We start from the raw sequence: 14349 nt of genomic DNA, 5'->3' as shown, positions 1-14349 counted from the left end.
ACGGTTCGTCACTTCGCTCACGCTGTTGCCGTAGTGATCGTTCTCCGCAAGGAGCACATCGAGCAGGGTTCGTTTGCCCAGGTGGTACCACTGTTCGAAGAAGGCCTTGCGCACCTGATCGGTTTCAGCGGAGAGGCGTTTGTACTGCTCCGCACGGCTGAGCATGGTGTGCGCATCCTGATCCGCGGTGCGAATGCCATACTCGAGGTCACGCCGCTGCTGGTCGAGGCGCTGCCACGAAGCCTGTGCCCGGTACCCTGCCGCAGCCGTCGCCGCCTGCGTCGAACCGCCGCGGAATGCGGCCCAGTTGAGCGTCAACATGGTTTGCCATGGCGCACGTTGTCCCGCGCCCGTGCCTCCGATTCCGGCATTCGCATTGACAACCCAATTCACCGACGGCAGGCCCGACGCTTTCACCACTTTGGCATTCAGGTCGGCCGCATTTGCCTCGGACTGAATCTGATGCAAGCTCGGATGAGCATTCACCCGCTCCAGGAGTTGCGGCAAATTGCCCGGTTGGAGCGGCCAGTCGCGTGCGTGCGGAATCGGCGGTACGCTTTCGCCCAGCAGCTTTTGCAACGCCAGTTCCGCATCACGTGCCTTCGCTTGCGCTGAATCGCGCGCAGCTTCAGCCTGCAGCAGACGCGCCTTGGCCTGCGTGAGTTCGCTGCCGCGACCACGGTCGACAGCCACAATTTCGCTGAGCATCTTCACGAGCGTGGCCATACGCTCAACAAATTGCTGGCTCACGTCAACGATCGTGCGCTGCTTGCCCAGTTCAACGAGCGTGCTCGTCACCTCGAACGCATTCTGATTGCGGGCCGCTACATAACTACTGAGCGCGGCATCCGAGAGTTGTTCACGACTTCCGATTGTGTTCTTTGTGCGCCCCCAGTCGTACACCGTTGTCGTGACGTTCGCCGTCACTACGTTCCCGTTGTTGGAGCCATTTCGATTACCGGGACCAAATTGCACACCCTGTGTCTGCGAACCGATGTCGACTTGCGGCCACCGCAAGCCTTTCGCTTCGTCGACGTCTGATTTCGCGGCTTCGTAGGCGGCATACGCCTGCCCGACTTCGGGACTGCGCTTCTCCGCTTCCTCGACGGCGCTCAGGAAGATACGGCGCAGCGTGGCGGAATCCACCGGAGGCCCTCCCTCGCTACTGGACGGTTGCGTTTCGAGCCACTGTGAGAACGTCACCGGAGGAGCATGGCTTCCCGGGGTCGACGGCTGTTTAATCTCGACCGGAGTCGATCTGCTTGCAGTTGCTGCATCGCTCGCCAGCGCCAGATCAGACTTCGTTTGAGCGCCCGCAATGGCACTCGCCGGCAAGGCGAGCACGACCAGCAGCGACGAAACCAGCCATGACAGGGGGCGGAGCCGCAAACCGGAGAGGCCGTCCCCGTTGGTGATAAGCGCGGTAGCCTGTACGTCAGGAAAATCGTTTCGAGTCATGATCGTAACCGGTTAGATTGAAGTATGTGGTGCGACACCCGAACCGCAATCCAGACTCAGAAAACAATGAAGCAATGCTCGTCGTTTAAAGGATCGATTCAGCTAATTCGGGTGACCTTGGCGAACGAAACACGAGATTTCGTACTGGCTCCAATTGTCCGGATATCGGTGACCCCGCGAAATCAGACAGCCGCGACAACAGAGTGAGACTGGTACGAATTTTTCGTTCGCAGTCTTTCACAAGCACTGATTTCCGCGCGCGATTGTCTGACCAGATAGGGCTGCCCGTATAGACAGTGGCCCACCCATTGCTCGCCTATTTTCATCGAACCGTTGGTGCGAGAGCGGCGTGTTGAACAGGCGTGCGGCGAGGTGCGGATAGGGCACGTTCATGGCTGTGCCGAACAGTGAAGTTGTCACACGATTTCCTGCCGCAGTCGAAATTCCTGGTAGCAGCATCATTTCTGACTGGTTCGATAAAATGCAAAATGTTATTCCCGTACTATCTCATTTATGTTCTTGAGATTTGCACGGAGATAGCCATGAAGCCTTTCTCTCTGATTGAATTTTCGAACTCGCACAGCCATGCAAGCATCCCGAACCATGCCCACTTCCGTCTCGTTCCCGTGGGCATGCTGTCGGTGCTGCGAAATCTGTTTGGCGCGCGTCGCTGAAGATCTGCAACATATCTTCCCGGTTCACGCATTTCCGCCTGTCGGGGCGAGAAACTGTGAAGGAGAAGGGTAATGCCCAAGTGCCGACTGCTGCTTCATTAGCCACTTTGTCCGTCACCTTCAGGGCCTGAGGGCACGTAGTCTCGCTAAGGAATATCTTCACCACCGCAAATCGATCTTTGGTTTCGATCTGCTTGTGATTGTGATTGTGATTTTGACAGAACCCACCACACTCCTTGTACGCGTGTTAGGCGAGAACGCCGGCAACTATCTGCCCGAATCTCGTCACTTTGTCGATGCGCAGCTATGCATATGAATCTCTGCGCGCCGATGACGGGATCAATGATCCGGACGATTCTCTACTGAAAGTGGCGGATTACGTGGCCGCCTTTAGCCGGCATTTTTATCGCGCGGACTTCGCGGGGTCATACGATCTGTCAATTCGTCGTCGGCGCGCTGCTTGTGCTAACCATCACCTGACATAGATGACGGTGTGCGAAGACAGCGCGATCAGGATCGATGCGCATGCTGCCGCCAGTGCGATCGCGCAATCCGCGAGGGTCTAAAGGTGTCGCGGCGATAACACTCATTGCCGCATCGGCTCTTGCCATAATCATGTTCATGTTGTCCTTCGGGCGGAGGCGCCGGCCGAAAGCCGACTACACTCATAGCTCGCTACACATGGCCGACCACCAATGTGCAGACCTGTGACCACTGGCCCACCCTCGCGCAGTTCTGCAAGCTCGAACACGTGATCGTGTCGCCCGATGGCGGCGGCTTTTTCGGCGTCACCGACGAGACGCTCGCGAAGGCGGGTCTCGCGCGCAAGGTCGTGCTGTCGGTGCCGCACTTTCTGTTCATGCAATCGGTGCTCGCGAGCACGGCTCTCGTGGGGATGCTGCCCGCGCGTCTCGTGCGCGGCACGGACGCGCTGCGGATGGTCGAGCCGCCCGTCGAGGTGCCGGGCTACGAGATGGCGATGCTATGGCACGAGCGGGTGTATCGCGATCCCGCGCATCAATGGTTGCGGGAGTTCATCGCGGCATCGGTGTAATCAGCCCTTTTCAGCGCCGATCGCATTCAGTTGATCGAGCACCTCGTCGCTGAGCTTCAACTGCGCCGATTGCAGGTTTTCACGCAGATGAGTCACCGAAGACGTGCCCGGAATCAGCAGAATGTTAGGTGCCCGATGCAATAGCCAGGCAAGCGCGACCTGCATCGGCGTTGCCTCGAGCTTGCGCGCAAGCTCCGACAGCTCGGACGATTGAATCGGCGTGAAGCCGCCCAGCGGGAAAAACGGCACGTAGGCGATGCCCTGCGCCGCGAGCGCATCGATCAACGCATCGTCGTCGCGATGCACGAGGTTGTAGTGGTTCTGCACGCACACGACCTTCGTGATGCGCTGAGCCTCGGCAATCTGTGCGACCGTCGCGTTGCTCAGGCCGACATGACGCACGAGCCCGCGCTGCTGCAGCTCGGCAAGCGCCGTGACCTGCTTTTCGATCGAGCCCTCGCTCGGCTCGTTCACGTTGCCCATCACGCGCATGTTGACCACGTCGAGCGCGTCGAGCCCGAGGTTGCGCAGATTGTCATGCACCGCGCGCTCGAGGTCGGCGGGCTCCTGCGCCGGCAGCCAGGCGCCGGCGCCGTCGCGCACCGCGCCCACCTTCGTCACGATCGTCAGATCGCGTGGATACGGGTGGAGCGCCTCGCGGATCAACTGATTGGTCACGTGCGGCCCGTAAAAATCGCTGGTATCGATGTGGTCGACGCCCGATGCGACCGCCTCACGCAGCACCGCGAGCGCCGCGTCGCGGTCTTTCGGCGGCCCGAACACGCCGGGGCCGGCCAGCTGCATCGCGCCATAGCCCATGCGCCGCACCGGGCGGCCGGCTAGTGCGAAAGTGTCGATGGAGCTGAAGTTCGGCATGACGATCTCCTTGTGAAGTGATGAGCGGCAGTATCGCCGGAATTGCGTTGTTGAATAAAGCGGTCTAACGTGTACGGGTTGTTCAAAATTCTGCACAATCAATCGTCATGGAACTGAATGATCTTGCCGCCTTCGTTTCCGTCGCCCGCGCCGGCGGCTTTCGCGACGCGGCGCGCGTGAGCGGCGTGTCGGCGTCGAGTCTGAGCGTCGCGGTGCGGCGCCTCGAAACGAAACTCGGGCTGCGACTCCTGAACCGCACCACGCGCAGCGTCGCGCCGACCGAAGCCGGGCTGCGTCTGATCGAGAAGCTGACGCCGCTGTTCGGCGAAATGGAAGCGGCGCTCGACGTGCTGAACGGCTTTCGCGACAAACCGACCGGCACGTTGAAGCTCAACGTGCCGTCGAGCGTCGCGCGCATCGTGCTGCCCGACGTGCTTGCGCGCTTTCTGAAGCAGTACCCGGATATTCGCGTCGAAGTGGTGGTCGAGGATGGGTTCGTCGATGTGCTGTCGATCGGTTGCGATGCGGGCATTCGCTACGATGAACGCCTCGAGCAGGACATGATCGCGGTGCCGATCGGCGCGCGCGTGCAGCGCTTCGCGACCGCCGCGGCGCCCGCGTATCTCGACGCGCACGGCCGTCCGCACCATCCCGGCGAATTGCTCGCGCATGCCTGCCTGCGCGGGCAATTCGCCAGCGGCGCGATGCCGACCTGGTACTTCGAGCGCGACGGCGAGCTGCTGCAATTGAATCCGACAGGACCGCTGCTGGTGCGGCCCGGCGCCGCGATCGACCTCGCGGTCAGCGGCGCGGTCGCGGGCCTCGGCATCATTCACCTGTTCGAAGACATGCTGCGCCCGCATCTGGACAGCGGCGCGCTCGAAGCGATTCTCGAACCGTGGTGGCAGTGCTTTTCAGGGCCTTTTCTTTACTATCCGGGCCATCGTCATGTGCCCGCGCCGCTGCGCGCGTTCGTCGATTTCCTGAAGGCCGACTCAGCAAGTGTCCCGGACGATGACGTGGCACGGCGTTGACGTCATCGCACGACGGTGAACGCGGCGACGCGTGCCATATCAGCATCGTGGCGCGCAGAGCTGCGCGATCGTGGTCAGAAAGAGATCCGCGCCGATCGGCTTCAGCAGACATGCGCTGCAGTAATGCGCATCGCTGTCCGAAGGCGGCACCGCGGTATGGACCAGAATCGGTACGTTGACGGATAGCGGCATCGATTTCAAACGGCGGCATAACTCCGCGCCGTCCATGACCGGCATCATCCAGTCCGTAACAATCAGGTCGGGAACGTGAGCGACGACACAAGCGAGTGCTTCGGCGCCATTGCTCGCGCAACTCACCTCATACCCTGCGCTCTCCAGAATCAACCGCCATGCGGCTAGAATTTCCGGTTCGTCGTCGACCAGCAATATCGAATACATCATGTTTTGCGGACAAAATTTGCCTTCTCGTCTGATCAGAGTCCCGCAAGAGATGTTCCACGAACGGCAATTGCGCGGATAATGACGCGGGTTGCCGGCGCGCATCGGGTCGCCTGGCCGATCGGCAGCGAAACAGGTTTGCGGTGCCCGCGCAAATCGAGGCGTTCGAACCGTTCGCGCGTTCGTTGTATGTTGTAGAAACTCCATTCCGGTATCCATCATGACCGACAGACGCGTGAGCCCGCTGCGCAACTTCGCCAACTTCATCCGCGCGGAACGGGGCGGCCTGACGCGGCAATGGATGGATGCCGTCTCCGCCGACGCCGATCTCGTCGAAGCGGACAAGCTCACTTATCGGCAACTGGCCGACCATCTGCCGGATATTCTCGACGAGTTGTGCCGGGCGCTCGATGCAGAAGATCTCGAGCGCGTCGAAACGTCGATCGAACGCGACGCGAAGAAGCACGGCAAGGTCCGTTGGCAGCAGGGCTACCGGATCGAAGAGCTGGTGCGCGAACTGGACCTGTTTCAGCAGGTGCTCTTCGAAGCGCTCGAAGAGTTCGTCGAACGCGACCGGACGTGCACGCGCCGTCACGAGAGCCGCGCGCGCCGCCTGATCGCCGAAGCATTCAGCGTGGTCAGGTATGAGTCGATCAAGGAAGTGGTCGCCGAACGCGATCGCAAGATCGACGAATACACGGGACGGCTCGAACGCGCGAATCACGAATTGACCCTCGAGCAACGGCTGGTCGGCGATCTATATGCATCGCGGATGCAGATTACGCGCAGCGTCGTGCACGATCTGCGCAATTTCCTCAACGCGTTTTCGGTCGCGCTGCAACTGATCGAGCGAGCGCCGTCGAAAGCCGATGCCGCATTGACGCTCGCGAACCGTCAGGCTGCCGACATGAAGCAACTGGTCGACCAGATGGTCGAGTACTCGGTCGTGCTCGGAGACTCCGCGCCGCTCGTGCTCGAAGACGTCGATTTGCGCGAACTCTTCGACGAACTCGTCGCGTCGACGCGACCGTCGATCGAGGCGAAAGGGCTTGCGTTGCGCAGCGCGTTCGACGCGGCGCTGCCGGTCGTCACGTCGAATCGGCTGAAGCTCAAGCAGATCGCGGTCAATCTGTTGACCAACGCGATCAAGTACACGAAGTCGGGGCAAGTCGAAATCCGGTTCGCGATGCATGGCGCCGAACACTGGGCGATTCGCGTCTCCGACACTGGCGTCGGCATTGCGCCCGCCGACGCGGAGCGCGTATTCGATGAGTTCGAGCGCGCGGCCTGCGACGAGATTCCGGGCACGGGGCTCGGGCTCGCCATTGTCAGGGAGCTATGCCGCGTGCTCGATGGGCAGATCGAGTTTGCGTCGCGCGAGGGCGTGGGGACCACGTTCGAGATCCGGTTTCCGCTGCGTCGAACCTTGGCCGCAATGTGATGCGTGGACGAGCGCTTCAACCAAGTCCGAATGTTTTCCTCAAGCTTGAATCGACGGGACCAGCGGGCATAAAGCGGCGTAACTTGCTCAGCAACGACGCCTGTCCGGCAGGCGTGCGACGCATCCGCCAAGCGCCAAGCGCCGCTTCGACAATAGTGTTTGCCACGCCCTCGGGCTCGGGGGCACCTTTGACACTGTTCACGACTGCGCTCATTGCAAGGGCACGCTCGCGGTCATAGTCGGCGATTTTCGAACCCGCCTGGGGCGCATTGATGTCGAGATTGGTCCTGGTAAAAGTCGGTTCGACCAGCGTTGCGCGTATGCCGAACTGGCGCACCTCATGATCCAGGGTTTCGGTCAGCCCTTCCACAGCGTGTTTGGACGCCGAATAGAGTCCCATTCTCGACAAGCTCGACTCCCGAGATAGGCGCCGCTTTTGCGATGCTGCGCACGGTGCCAAATACGCGGCACCCCCGCCTGGCAAACTTCTCGGCGGCGGCGCGTCCGATACCCGATGACACGCCGGTAACAACGACAACAGTGGAATTCGACATGAACAGCTCCCTTCAGGTGAATTGATGGTGTTTTTTTAACTGTCCGCGTCGAGCGCGTCCTGCAGCGTTTGCTCGGAAGACTGCACCTGCTCATGCCGATCTTTGCGCAAGCCGGCGATACGCTCGGGTCGAATCTTGAACCAGATCGAATACATCGCCGGCAGGAAGACCAGGGTCAGAATCGTCCCGGCGAACGTGCCGCCGATCAGCGTGTACGCGAGGGTTCCCCAGAACACCGAATGGGTCAGCGGGATGAACGCGAGGATCGCCGCCATGGCCGTCAGGATCACCGGTCTGGCACGCTGCACGGTGGCTTCGACGACCGCACGGAACGGATCCAGCCCCGCCTGCTCGTTCTGGTGAATCTGTCCGATCAGGATCAGCGTGTTGCGCATCAGGATGCCCGATAGCGCGATGAGACCGACCAGCGCATTGATGCCGAACGGCTGCCCGAACAGGATCAACGTCGGCACCACCCCGATCAAGCCCAGCGGGCTGGTCATGAACACCATGACCATCGCGGAGATCGAGCGCACCTGGAAGATGATGATGATGAGCGTAACCGCCAGCATGATCGGGAAGAGCGGCAACATGGCTTTCGTCGCTTTAGCCGATTCCTCGATGGAGCCCGCCTCTTCGATACGGTAGCCGGTCGGAAGCCTGGCGATGATGGGTTGGAGCTGCCTGGTGATCGCCGTCGATACGTCCGGCGGCTGGAGGTTGTCGGCAATGTCGCCCCGTACCGTGATCGTCGGCACGCGGTCGCGCCAGCGCATGATTGGTTCCTCCATGCGCACGTCGACCTTGCCCACCTGCGACAGCGGAATGCGTTGCCCGTTCGCGCCAGCCAGCGTGAAGTCGCCGAGCCGGGCCGGATCGAGACGAACGTCGCCGGCCGAACGCGCGATGACCTGCACGGTTCGAATATCCTCACGCACGGCGGTGACGGGCACGCCGGTTAGCAGGAATTGCAGTTGTTGCGCCACGGCGCTGGATGTCAGCCCCACCGCCTGCAGACGGTCCTGCTGCAACGTGAAGTGCAGCGTGGGCGTGCGCGTCCCCCAGTCAGCGTTGACCGTACGCATCATCGGACTGGCGTCCATCACCTGCTCAACTTCTCCCGCAATACCGCGCAGCTTGTCCGGGTCCGGGCCAGAGATACGGTAGGCGACCGGGAACGGCGAATACGGCCCGAACACGAGTTGCGTGACCCGCACGCGCGCCTCGGAGGCGAGACCGTTGGCGACTGCCTGACGCAGTCGCTGCTTCAATGCGTCGCGCTCATCCTGGCTGTCCGTGCGCACCACGATCTTGGCAAACGACGGATCGGGCAGTTCCGGCCCCATCGCCAGGTAAAAGCGTGGCGCGCCTTGCCCGATGTATGCGGTGACGATCCTGGCTTCCTTCTGCTTCGCGAGCCACGCTTCGACCTTCGTCGTCGCGGCGCTGGTTTGCGAGATCGACGTGCCATAGGGCATCTGCACCTCGACCAGCACTTCGGGACGGTCGGAGATCGGGAAAAACTGTTTTTTGACCACGCCCATGCCGAGGATGGCCAGCACGAAGAGGCCCACGACCGAACCGGCGACCAGCCATTTGCGCGCGATGACGCGCGTGAGCAGTTGACGGAAGCGGTTGTAGCGCGGCGTGTCGTAGATCGCGTCGTGACCGCCTTCGACCTTTTTGAAGTCGGGCAGCATCTTCACACCCAGGTAGGGCGTGAAGACCACGGCGACGACCCACGATGCGATCAGTGCGATGCCGACGATCCAGAACATGTTGCTGGTGTATTCGCCGGCCGTGGAGCGCGCGAAACCATTGGGCATGAAGCCGACGGCGGTCACCAGCGTGCCCGCCAGCATCGGCGCGGCCGTATGACTCCACGCGTAGGCGGAGGCGGCGATGCGGCCGTAGCCTTCCTCCATCTTTACCACCATCATTTCGATCGCGATGATCGCGTCGTCCACGAGCAGGCCGAGCGCGAGGATCAGCGATCCGAGCGTGATGCGATCGAAGTTCTTGCCGGTCGCGGCCATCACCACGAACACCACCGCGAGTGTCAGCGGTACGGCCGCGGCAACGACGAGGCCCACCCGCCAGCCCATGCTGACGAAACTCACCAGCATGACCACCAGCAGCGCGACGAAAAACTTGAGCATGAACTCGTCGACCGCCGAATGAATGTTGACGGCCTGATCGGTGACTTTGGTCAGGCTCATGCCCAGCGGCAGCCCGGCGTTGATTGCGCCGACCTCGCTGTCCAGCGCCTTGCCGAGATCAAGCCCGTTCCAGCCGTCGCGCATCACGATACCCAGCAGCAGTGCAGGTTCGCCGTTGTTGCGGATCATGAACGTCGCCGGATCTTCATAACCACGTGTGACGGTGGCAATGTCCGACAGCTTCAGCGTGCGGCCCTGCGCTACGACCGGCGTGTCGCGGATCTTCTGCAGGTTGTCGAAGGCGCCGTCCAGGCGAATGAACACCTCCGGACCTTTGGTCTCCACGGAGCCGGCCGGCGTCAGGGCATTCTGATCGTTGAGCGCGGCGAACACGTCCTGGGGGCTCACGCCCAGCGTTGCCAGCCGGTCATGTGAGAGCTCGACATAGATCCGCTCCGCCTGCTCACCGATGATGTTGACCTTCTTCACGCCCGGCACGTGCAGCAGCCGTTGGCGCAGCGTCTCGGCATCGCGAACGAGCAGGCGCTGCGGTTCACCCTTCGCCTTCAACGCAAACAGCGCGAAGGTAACATCCGCGTATTCGTCGTTGACCATCGGTCCGATCACGCCGGATGGAAGATTGCCCGCCTCGTCGCTGATTTTCTTCCGGGCCTGGTAGAACTGCTCCTGCACTTCCGACGGCGGCGTGCTGTCGAGCAAGGTCAAGGTCGTGAAGGCCAGCCCAGGCCGTGTGTAGGTCTCGGTCCGGTCGTACCAGCGCAGCTCCTGCATGCACTTTTCGATCTTCTCGGCGACCTGATCGTGCATTTCCTGCGCCGTGGCTCCCGGCCAGGCGGTGATGATGGTCATCACCTTGACCGTGAACGCGGGGTCTTCCGCCCGGCCCAGCTTGAAGAACGAAACGAGCCCGGCCAGTGAAATCAGGCAGATCAGGAACAGGGTGATGGAGCGCTCGCGCACGGCGAGCGCCGACAGATTGAAACGGCCTTCGCTCACGGACGGGCTCCCTCGGCCGTCATGGCGACGGCTTGACTTGTCACCCGGACCTGCTCGCCTTCGCGCAGCAGCTGCGCGCCGAGCGCGACGATCCGGTCGCCTTGCTTGATCTCACCGGCGACGCGAGCACTATCGTCGTCCAGATGTTCGACAGTAACCGGCCGCCAGGCAACCTTTGCCGGCTCGCCGTTGATGACCCACACCCCCGGTCCCTTGCCCGCGTCAAACAGCGCGCCGATCGGCACCTGCAAACCGCCTTGCACCGCGGAACGCGCGTCCGGAATCTGGACCGTGACGGTGGCGCCCAGTGGGGCGTCGGCCAGCTCTCCCTGCAGCACATACCGCGCTTCAAAGGTCCGGGTACGAGGATCCGCCGTATCCGAAAGCTGGCGCAGCGTCGCCGGCACGCTAACACCGCCGTTGCCGAACAGCGTGGCCTGGGCGACCGAACCGATTGCGGGGCGTAGGGTTTCGGGTAGCTGGATGACAGCCTCGCGGCGCCCGGCGTGCGCCAGGCGCACCACGGGCTGCCCGGCGCTGACGACCTGGCCCGGTTCGGCCAGCGTTTCCATCACGACGCCATCGCCGTCCGCCAGCAGTTCGGCATAGCCAGTCGCATTGCGCGCAACGTCGGCGTCAGCCACGGCCGCGCTGAGCTGCGCTTTGGCGGCATCGGCCGCCGCCTTGATCTGGTCGTAGGCCGATGCCGATATCGCGCCGGTGCCGCGCAGGTCGCGGTAGCGCTCTTCGTCCTGCGCGGTCTGCTGCGCCCGTGCTCGCGCGGCGGTGACCGCGTCCTGCCGGGCCTGCGCGGCAAGCCTCAGATCGATGGGGTCGAGGCGCATCAGCAGCTGGCCGCGTTTGACGGTTTGCCCGGCATCCACCAGCCGCTCGAGCACCTTGCCGGAGACGCGAAATCCCAGCTCGCTCTGCACGCGCGCGGCGACGGTTCCGGTAAACGAACGGGAGGCGGGGATCGCCGCCTGAGCGATGGCGGTGCGCACCAGGGGCGCTTCGGTGCGCGGATCGGACGGTGCTTTCGCGCCGCAGGCGGCTAGCGCAAGTGCCAGTGCACAGACGACTGTAGAGGTAGCAAGGCGACGCCGGAGCATGAAAGACCCATTGACGGAGTGATCGGGGCTTTCATTATGGTTCCAGTGACCAATTTAGTCAATGGTCACAACCGAGATTTCCATCAAGGCGACAGACTGCGGAGCACGAGACCGGACAGTTGTGCAGGCGCGACCTTGGTGTAATCGAAGCTGTACTGCAGGAGCATTGGGTTGAGGTAGGGGCGCAACACCAGATAGATCGCCATCGCAGTCTCATCGAGGGGGGTTTTGCGCTCGAAGTCCCCGCTTTGCCGCCCCTCCTGGAGGACGTCCCGAAGCAGCTTCTGGACGCGCTCTTCATACGCAAGCACCGCCTGCCAGTTCTCCGTGGCCGCCGATGCGGCAATCTCGTAGAGCTTGCGGTCCTGGAAAAACAGACGGAGGCTCGCTTCCGTGAAGACGTTGAACATCCGCCGCAGCTTCTCCGGTGGCAGATCGGTCTGTGCGACGGCCGACCTGACCTCGGTTTCGATCTCCTGCAGGCAGTTCGCGCAAATCATCTCGCCAATGGCCTGCTTGGACTCGAAGAATTTGTAGATGTAGGCCTTGGAAAACCCGATCGCCTTGGCGAGGTCTGAGACCGTCGTTTTCTCGTAGCCATACCGGCTGAAGTGCTCGGTGGCGGCGACAACGATCTGATCCCGTACCTCGTGGTCAGCGGGCCCGCGCACCGGGATGGGGGAACTGGTGGCTTTTTTCATGGGTATAGCATACAGGAATGGACAACCAGTGACTATTTGGTATTATAGTCACCACCGGAATCTTGCGAAGACGCTCATGCTACCCAAACCCATCCTTGCCGCGGTTATTGCCGCCAGTCTCTCGGCTGGCTGCGCTGTAGGCCCCGATTATGTCCGGCCCAATGTAGCCATGCCCGAGCAGTTCCAGGGCCAGGCCGCGGTGGATCACCGGCACGCGGCGGCCAGTGCCGACCTTGTCACGTGGTGGACGGGTTTCGATGATCCGCAACTGACACGATTCGTCACGCTCGCACTGGATCAGAACCTGGACCTCGCGCAGGCCGCCGCTCGCGTCTCGCAGGCGCGCGCGAGACTTGGCGCGGCGAATGCCGCGCTGCTGCCGTCCGGCACTGTCAGCGGGCAGGCGACGCGAGTCTACCAGTCGGTCGAAACCCCCTTGGGGCGAGTCCTGAATTCGACACCCGGTTTCGATCGCTACGGCAATGATTACGAGGCTAATTTCAACGCGAGCTGGGAACTGGATGTGTTTGGTGGCCTCCGTCGCGGGCGGGAAGCGGCACTTGCCGAATACCAGGCTTCGGAAGCCGGTGCGGCGGCCACGCGCCTGGCAGTGGCGGCGCAGACTGGCGATATTTACATCACGATTCGTGGATTGCAGGCCCGTCTGAAGGTTGCCCGGCGGCAGGTGCAGACGCAGCAGGATCTGCTCTCGACCATCAACCTCCTGTATAGCAAAGGATTGGCGGCCGACCTTCAGGTGAGCCAGGCCGAAGGTGCGCTGTCCCAGGTTCAGGCATCCGTCCCGGTCCTCGAGGCGGGTCTGGATGCAGCGATGAACGCGCTGGATGTAATGCTGGGTTCACAGCCCGGCACGCATCGAGCCGAACTGGTCGAAGCTGGTGACATCCCGGTCGCCCCGCGGATCGCGGACACAGGATCGCCGGGTGAGTTGCTCAGGCGCCGGCCCGACCTGATCGTGGCCGAGCGTCGCCTCGCCGCATCGAACGCGCGCATTGGCGTGGCCATCGCCGAGTATTACCCCAAGGTGTCGCTCAGTGGACTGCTCGGCAGCGCCACCTCGGTGGCCAGCGGCAACCTGTTCAGTACCGGCGCCAATCAGGCCGCTGGCGTGCTGGGGCTGCGCTGGCGTCTGTTCGATTTCGGCCGCATCAATGCGCAGATCGAGCAGGCCAAGGGGCAGCAGGCGGAAATGCTGGCCGCGTATCGGCTCGCCGCGCTGCATGCAACCGAAGACGTCGAGAACTCATTCTCGGCACTCGTGAAGCGCGAGCAAGAGGCCGCGGTGCTCGCCCAGGGAGTGAACTCGCTCGGCCGGGCGCGAGCCGCCTCGTTCGCTGCCTATCAAGAAGGCGTCGTCAGCCTGATCGAAGTCTTGCAGGCCGACGACAACCTGCTACGCGCCTCGGACGAGCGGGTGCAGGCGCAAACGGAATCCGCACGCGCAGCCGTTGCTGCCTTCAAGGCGCTCGGTGGCGGATGGCAACCTCGCGAATCCGAAACGGTCGCCATCAAATAGCAACCCTACGCACCCAACGATTTGCGAGGAGCGTGGATTTTGGCCATCGTTCTTTGCCAGATGAGCGCTTTGCCGCATGCCACACAAACGAATGACGCGAGCAGAAAGCCGCGAGCGAACCCGGCGGCGCTTGCTCGACGCAGCAGCGTCGAGCATCGCCGAAAAAGGGTTTGCTGCGACTAGCGTGGAGGATATCGCAGCCCAGGCCGGCTATACCCATAGCGTTATACACATCTCGCTGCGGCAGCCGCCCGCGCCAGCAAGCCGTTTACATTCAATGACTTGAAAGCCGTGCTTGTAAACTTTGGCCGGATCGCGTCTACTCTCGTAATT

Annotated in this window: 13 protein-coding genes and 2 pseudogenes; 7 read left to right on the top strand and 8 right to left on the bottom strand. The window is 62.3% G+C overall.

What is annotated here, in order from left to right; translation table 11 throughout:
- Positions 1-1458, bottom strand: a 1458-nt coding sequence (locus HWY30_RS38575; protein ID WP_244145180.1) for a TolC family protein, incomplete at its 3' end; no start/stop codon positions are given.
- Positions 1459-2000: 542 nt separating this feature from the next.
- Here HWY30_RS38575 and HWY30_RS42640 point away from each other — a divergent pair.
- On the top strand, positions 2001-2132 hold the full coding sequence (locus HWY30_RS42640; protein WP_279613333.1) for a hypothetical protein: 132 nt from the start codon (positions 2001-2003) through the stop codon (positions 2130-2132).
- A gap of 375 nt (positions 2133-2507) precedes the next feature.
- A complete protein-coding gene (locus HWY30_RS43220) occupies positions 2508-2612 on the top strand; it encodes a BCCT family transporter (RefSeq protein WP_208524370.1) in 105 nt (34 codons plus the stop codon).
- Here HWY30_RS43220 and HWY30_RS38565 read toward each other — a convergent pair.
- Positions 2570-2755, bottom strand: coding sequence for a hypothetical protein (locus HWY30_RS38565; RefSeq protein WP_176079024.1), 186 nt, complete (start codon positions 2753-2755; stop codon positions 2570-2572). The two genes, HWY30_RS43220 and HWY30_RS38565, sit on opposite strands and share 43 nt — an antisense overlap.
- Before the next feature lie 95 nt (positions 2756-2850).
- Between HWY30_RS38565 and HWY30_RS38560 the strand changes: the two are divergent.
- Positions 2851-3186, top strand: a pseudogene (locus HWY30_RS38560) (LysR substrate-binding domain-containing protein); the annotation flags it as partial.
- Here the strand turns inward: HWY30_RS38560 and HWY30_RS38555 are convergent.
- A complete protein-coding gene (locus HWY30_RS38555) occupies positions 3187-4062 on the bottom strand; it encodes an aldo/keto reductase family oxidoreductase (RefSeq protein WP_090809567.1) in 876 nt (291 codons plus the stop codon).
- 107 nt (positions 4063-4169) lie between these two features.
- Here HWY30_RS38555 and HWY30_RS38550 point away from each other — a divergent pair, with 107 nt between their 5' ends.
- On the top strand, positions 4170-5096 hold the full coding sequence (locus HWY30_RS38550) for a LysR family transcriptional regulator (RefSeq protein ID WP_090809565.1): 927 nt from the start codon (positions 4170-4172) through the stop codon (positions 5094-5096).
- Positions 5097-5135: 39 nt separating this feature from the next.
- On the opposite strand, the gene HWY30_RS38545 is transcribed toward HWY30_RS38550, so the two are convergent.
- Positions 5136-5600 (bottom strand): response regulator, encoded by a 465-nt coding sequence (locus tag HWY30_RS38545; RefSeq protein WP_244145179.1) that lies wholly within the window; start codon positions 5598-5600, stop codon positions 5136-5138.
- A 115-nt stretch (positions 5601-5715) separates the two neighbouring features.
- Here HWY30_RS38545 and HWY30_RS38540 point away from each other — a divergent pair, with 115 nt between their 5' ends.
- Entirely contained in the window at positions 5716-6936 is a 1221-nt protein-coding gene (locus HWY30_RS38540; RefSeq protein WP_090809563.1) for a sensor histidine kinase, read from the top strand.
- 16 nt (positions 6937-6952) lie between these two features.
- Here the strand turns inward: HWY30_RS38540 and HWY30_RS38535 are convergent.
- The 4 genes and pseudogenes from HWY30_RS38535 to HWY30_RS38520 all read right to left on the bottom strand — a co-directional run bounded on the left by HWY30_RS38535 (position 6953) and on the right by HWY30_RS38520 (position 12479).
- Positions 6953-7490 (bottom strand): annotated as a pseudogene (locus HWY30_RS38535) (SDR family NAD(P)-dependent oxidoreductase).
- A 35-nt stretch (positions 7491-7525) separates the two neighbouring features.
- Complete coding sequence (locus tag HWY30_RS38530; RefSeq protein ID WP_090809561.1) at positions 7526-10666, bottom strand: efflux RND transporter permease subunit; 3141 nt, start codon at positions 10664-10666, stop codon at positions 7526-7528.
- Positions 10663-11778 carry an efflux RND transporter periplasmic adaptor subunit gene (locus HWY30_RS38525; RefSeq protein ID WP_090809559.1) on the bottom strand — a complete coding sequence of 372 codons (1116 nt, stop codon included), beginning with the start codon at positions 11776-11778 and terminating at the stop codon, positions 10663-10665. The genes HWY30_RS38530 and HWY30_RS38525 overlap by 4 nt, the downstream gene beginning before the upstream one ends.
- 83 nt (positions 11779-11861) lie before the next feature.
- Positions 11862-12479 carry a TetR/AcrR family transcriptional regulator gene (locus HWY30_RS38520; protein ID WP_090809557.1) on the bottom strand — a complete coding sequence of 206 codons (618 nt, stop codon included), beginning with the start codon at positions 12477-12479 and terminating at the stop codon, positions 11862-11864.
- Between the two features lie 76 nt (positions 12480-12555).
- Between HWY30_RS38520 and HWY30_RS38515 the strand changes: the two genes are divergently transcribed.
- Positions 12556-14016 (top strand): efflux transporter outer membrane subunit, encoded by a 1461-nt coding sequence (locus HWY30_RS38515; RefSeq protein WP_090809555.1) that lies wholly within the window; start codon positions 12556-12558, stop codon positions 14014-14016.
- Positions 14017-14092: 76 nt separating this feature from the next.
- Positions 14093-14302 carry a TetR family transcriptional regulator gene (locus HWY30_RS42635; protein ID WP_341809963.1) on the top strand — a complete coding sequence of 70 codons (210 nt, stop codon included), beginning with the start codon at positions 14093-14095 and terminating at the stop codon, positions 14300-14302.
- Positions 14303-14349: the final 47 nt, after the last annotated feature.

The sequence above is a fragment of the Paraburkholderia tuberum STM678 genome, assembly GCF_902833905.1.
GTDB lineage: Bacteria > Pseudomonadota > Gammaproteobacteria > Burkholderiales > Burkholderiaceae > Paraburkholderia > Paraburkholderia tuberum.
This window is presented reverse-complemented; position numbering and strand designations above follow the sequence as displayed.

Excerpts from the sequence above, each read along its gene's own strand:
- HWY30_RS42640 (WP_279613333.1), top strand. The coding sequence starts at position 2,001 with ATGAAGCCTTTCTCTCTGATTGAATTTTCGAACTCGCACAGCCATGCA.
- HWY30_RS38555 (WP_090809567.1), bottom strand. The coding sequence starts at position 4,062 with ATGCCGAACTTCAGCTCCATCGACACTTTCGCACTAGCCGGCCGCCCG.
- HWY30_RS38545 (WP_244145179.1), bottom strand. The coding sequence starts at position 5,600 with ATGCGCGCCGGCAACCCGCGTCATTATCCGCGCAATTGCCGTTCGTGG.
- HWY30_RS38550 (WP_090809565.1), top strand. The coding sequence starts at position 4,170 with ATGGAACTGAATGATCTTGCCGCCTTCGTTTCCGTCGCCCGCGCCGGC.
- HWY30_RS38540 (WP_090809563.1), top strand. The coding sequence starts at position 5,716 with ATGACCGACAGACGCGTGAGCCCGCTGCGCAACTTCGCCAACTTCATC.
- HWY30_RS38520 (WP_090809557.1), bottom strand. The coding sequence starts at position 12,479 with ATGAAAAAAGCCACCAGTTCCCCCATCCCGGTGCGCGGGCCCGCTGAC.
- HWY30_RS38525 (WP_090809559.1), bottom strand. The coding sequence starts at position 11,778 with ATGCTCCGGCGTCGCCTTGCTACCTCTACAGTCGTCTGTGCACTGGCA.
- HWY30_RS38565 (WP_176079024.1), bottom strand. The coding sequence starts at position 2,755 with ATGAACATGATTATGGCAAGAGCCGATGCGGCAATGAGTGTTATCGCC.
- HWY30_RS38515 (WP_090809555.1), top strand. The coding sequence starts at position 12,556 with ATGCTACCCAAACCCATCCTTGCCGCGGTTATTGCCGCCAGTCTCTCG.
- HWY30_RS42635 (WP_341809963.1), top strand. The coding sequence starts at position 14,093 with ATGCCACACAAACGAATGACGCGAGCAGAAAGCCGCGAGCGAACCCGG.